Origin of the sequence: Actinoplanes palleronii (genome assembly GCF_016862315.1) — a bacterium.
In the GTDB taxonomy this organism is placed as follows: Bacteria; Actinomycetota; Actinomycetes; order Mycobacteriales; family Micromonosporaceae; genus Actinoplanes; species Actinoplanes palleronii.
Genome location: NZ_BOMS01000193.1, coordinates 1 through 3,890 on the forward strand (window position 1 = coordinate 1; position 3,890 = coordinate 3,890).

The following is a 3,890-nucleotide window of genomic DNA, read 5'->3' on the forward strand; positions in this document are numbered from 1 at the left end:
CTCTCAGGGGTGCCTCCGGCACCCGAGATACCCCTCACTACCAGCCGAAACCCGTCAGCTGGCACTCGCAGTCGAATCCAGCACCCGGCGCCAGCCCTCACCACGAGCCCGCCGCCGTCAGCTGGTGCTGGCGGCTGTCTCCGGGCCTTTGACGCGACCGTGAGCACCAGCTCGCCGTGGCCGGCTGGTGGTGGCGGCCCTCTCGAACGGCTTGAGGCACCCGTGAGCACCAGTTCGCCGTGGTCGGCTGGTGGTGGCGGTTGTCTCCGGCGCCTTGAGACCGCCGTGAGAACCAGCCGGGGCCGGGAGACGCGCAACGGTCCGGACCGGCGCGGGTATCCCGCGCTGCGGATCAGCCCACGCGTCACGACCGCGCCACTCACCGCGCAGGCCCCGCGCCCCCCAACCCGCGACGCGCCTCCGCATCCCGGCTGGTCCGCAGGGGTGTCTCCGACCCCGCGAGGCACCCCTGGGAGCCAGCCGGCGTTTGTGAGCTGGTCCACAGGGGTGTCTCCGAGTCCCCGAGGCACCTCTGGGAGCCAGCCAGTCTTGTCGAGCATTGAGCGCCGGCGAGCCGGCTGGTCTTCGGGGGTGTCTCCGGGCCTGCGAGGCACCGCTGGGAGTCAGCCGGTGTTTGTGGGCTGGTCCTCGGGGGTGTCTCCGAGTCTCCGAGGCACCTCTGGGAGCCAGCCAGTCTTGTCGAGCATTGAGCGTCGCGCCCCCGGCTGGTCCGTAGGGGTGCCTCCGGGGTCGCTAGGCACCCCTACGGACCAGCCGGGGGCGCGGGGGCCGTGAGACCACCGGGGGAGCTGGCGCGTGTTCTGCGGGTGCTCCGTGTGACGATGGCAAGGGGCACCGGTTTACGGTGAGGATCATGCGGATTGTGGTGCTTGACGACTATCAGCGGGTGGCGCGTTCCTATGGGCCGTTCGACGGGCTGCCCGAGGCCGACGTCGAGGTGCTGCACGAGCACCTCGACGATCAGGATGCGCTGGTGAGCGCGCTGCGCGGCGCCGACGTCGTGGCGGCGATGCGGGAGCGGACGCCGTTCACCGCGGAGTTGTTCGCGCGGCTGCCGGACCTGCGACTGCTGATCACGACCGGGATGGTCAACGCGTCGATCGATCTGGACGCGGCGAGGGCGCGCGGTGTCACGGTCTGCGGGACCACCATGGCCGGGTCCGTTACCAGCTCGAACACCGCCGAGTTGACCTGGGCGCTGATCCTCGCGGTGCAGCGGCACGTCGCCGCCGAGGACCGGGCGCTGCGGGACGGGCGCTGGCAGACCACGATCGGGACCGATCTGAACGGTACGACGCTGGGCGTGCTCGGGCTGGGCCGGCTCGGCTCCCAGGTGGCGCGGATCGGGCAGGCGTTCGACATGCGAGTGATCGCGTGGAGCGAGAACCTCACGCCGGAGCGCGCGGCCGAGGCCGGTGCCACCTGCGTCAGCCGGGACGAGCTGTTCGCGGCGAGTGACGTGCTGACGGTCCACCTCAAGCTCAGTGATCGTACGAAATCGGTTGTCGGTGCCGCCGAACTGGCGGCCATGAAGCGAACCGCGGTCTTGATCAACACCTCGCGCGGGCCGATCGTCGACCGGGACGCGCTGGTCGCGGCGCTGACCGCGGGCACGATCGCCGGCGCGGGCCTGGACGTCTACGACGTGGAGCCGCTCCCCGCCGGTGATCCGCTGCGCGGCGCGCCGAACACCGTGCTGCTGCCGCACCTCGGTTACGTCACCGACCGGACCTACCAGGTGATGTACCAGCAGATCGTCGAAGACGTCACGGCCTGGCGCGACGGCACGCCGGTGCGCGTGCTGACCTGACCTCAGGCCGCGAGCCGCCCGAAGCTCGACCGGTGGAAGACCAGCGGCGACGCCCCCTCCGCGTGCTCGACCGCGTGCAGCCGCAGCAGCACGATCGTGTGATCGCCGGCCGCCACCTCCCGGTCGATCGAACAGTCGAACCGGGCAAGCCCGTCGTCGAGCAGCACCGCGCCGGCCGTGGTCACCGAGGCGGGCAGGCCGTCGAAGCGGTGTTCGACCGGCCCGGCCAGCTGCCGGCAGGTCTCGCCGTGGTGGTCGGCGAGCACGGTGATGCCGAGGCGGGCGGCGCGGCGCAGGTCCGGCCAGGTCTTCGAGCTGTTCGCGATCGAGAACGAGACCAGCGGCGGGTCCAGGCTCACCGACGTGAACGAGCTGGCGGCGAGCCCGAGCAGGCGCCCGTCGACCGCCGCAGCGACCGCGACCACGCCGCTGGGGAAGGCGCCGAACGCCCGGCGCAGAGCGGCCGGGTCCAGGCTCATGGCGTCGGCCGTCCCGCGGCGGCGAACGGCACCGCGACGCTGTGCCGCCGCCGGGGACGCTCGTCCTTCCACAGTCCCCGCTCGGCCAGGATCGGCAGCACCCCCTCGCCGAACCAGTACGCGCCCTCGAGGTGCGGGTAGGCCGACAGCACGAACTCGTCGATGCCGAGCGCGGCATACTCCGCGATCCGGTCGGCGACCTGCTCGTGGCTGCCGACCAGCGCGGTGCCGGCGCCGCCGCGGACCAGGCCGACCCCGGCCCACACGTTCGGATAGATCTCAAGACCGTCCTTCGAGCCGCCGTGCAGCTCGAGCATCCGCTTCTGCCCCTCCGACTCGCTCAGCCGCAGCCCCTGCTGCACCTTGGCGATCATCTCGGGGGAGATCCCGGCCAGCAGCCGGTCCGCCTCGGCCCACGCCTCCGCGGCGGTGTCGCGGGTGATGGTGTGCATCCGGATGCCGAATCGGATCGGCCGGTCGTCCGGCCCGCGGCCCTGCTCGGCGGCGAGCTTGCGGATCCAGGCGATCTTCTCGGCCACCGCGGCCGGCGGTTCGCCCCAGGTCAGATACACGTCGGCGTGCTTGGCCGCGACGATCCCGGCGGCCGGCGAGGAGCCGCCGAAGTAGACGGCCGGCACCGGGTCGGGGATCTGGTCGAGCCGGGCCGCGTCCACCGACAGGTGCTCGCCGTGGAAGTCGACGGTCTCACCGGCCCACAGCCGCCGGACGATCTCCAGGAACTCGTCGCAGCGCTGGTAGCGGGCGTCCTTGTCCAGGTAGTCGCCGTACATCCGCTGCTCGTGGCTCTCCCCGCCGGTCACCACGTTGAGCAGCAGCCGCCCGTCGGTCAAATTCTGGTAGGTGCCGGCCATCTGCGCGGCCAGGAATGGCGACACCAGCCCGGGGCGGAACGCGACGAGGAACTTGAGCCGCTCCGAGGTCTGGCTGAGCATCGCGGTGCTGAGCCACGCGTCCTGACACCACGCGCCGGCCGGGGTCAGCGCCGCTTCGAAGCCGTTCGCCTCGGCGGCCCGGGCCACCTGCGTGAGATAGCCCAGGTCAGCGGGCCGTCCGGAGCCGCCCGCGGACAGTCCGTGCCCGCCGCCGACCACCTGACGCCCGTCGCCGCCGTTGGTGGGCAGGAACCAGTGAAACTTCAGCGACATGGGACGTCCTTCGCTCGAAGACGAGATTACCTACAGAGTTACTAGGTTTTAGATCAACATCAAGATCTTTGGGGTACGGCAAAGCCGACCGCCCCATCGGCCCCGCCGATCCCTCAGCCCTCCCGGCGCCAGCCGCCGCGCGTCACCGCCGCGGGCGCGCTCCGGCCCGTGACAGTCGTCGCTGGTCGCCACCGTGGTCATGGCCCAGCTCGTAACAGTCGTCGCTGGTCGCCGCCGTGGTCATGGCCCAGCTCGTGACAGTCACCGCGCGCTGCTGCCGTGAGCGGGCTCGGCCCGTGACAGTCGTCGCGGGTCGCCGCCGTGGGCTCGTCCCGGCCCGCTGCGGACTTCGCTGGTCGCTGCCCGTGGGCACGTTCCGGTCCCGGCTGGTCGTCAGGGGTGCCTCCGGGTGGC

Annotated in this window: 3 protein-coding genes; 1 reads left to right on the forward strand and 2 read right to left on the reverse strand. The window is 71.9% G+C overall.

Annotated features, from left to right (window positions below):
• Positions 1 to 874 precede the first annotated feature (874 nt).
• Complete coding sequence (locus tag Apa02nite_RS49780) at positions 875 to 1,831, forward strand: D-2-hydroxyacid dehydrogenase family protein (RefSeq protein ID WP_203831426.1); 957 nt, start codon at positions 875 to 877, stop codon at positions 1,829 to 1,831.
• 2 nt (positions 1,832 to 1,833) lie between these two features.
• Here Apa02nite_RS49780 and Apa02nite_RS49785 read toward each other — a convergent pair whose 3' ends face one another.
• Together Apa02nite_RS49785 and Apa02nite_RS49790 are read right to left on the reverse strand one after the other, a co-directional pair.
• Positions 1,834 to 2,310, reverse strand: a complete 477-nt coding sequence (locus Apa02nite_RS49785; protein WP_203831427.1) for a flavin reductase family protein — start codon at positions 2,308 to 2,310, stop codon at positions 1,834 to 1,836.
• Entirely contained in the window at positions 2,307 to 3,476 is a 1,170-nt protein-coding gene (locus Apa02nite_RS49790; RefSeq protein ID WP_203831428.1) for an LLM class flavin-dependent oxidoreductase, read from the reverse strand. Before Apa02nite_RS49790 ends, Apa02nite_RS49785 begins: the two co-directional genes overlap by 4 nt.
• Between the last annotated feature and the right edge of the window lie 414 nt (positions 3,477 to 3,890).

Coding starts and splice junctions, on each gene's coding strand:
- Apa02nite_RS49780 (WP_203831426.1), top strand. CDS start 875: ATGCGGATTGTGGTGCTTGACGACTATCAGCGGGTGGCGCGTTCCTAT.
- Apa02nite_RS49785 (WP_203831427.1), bottom strand. CDS start 2,310: ATGAGCCTGGACCCGGCCGCTCTGCGCCGGGCGTTCGGCGCCTTCCCC.
- Apa02nite_RS49790 (WP_203831428.1), bottom strand. CDS start 3,476: ATGTCGCTGAAGTTTCACTGGTTCCTGCCCACCAACGGCGGCGACGGG.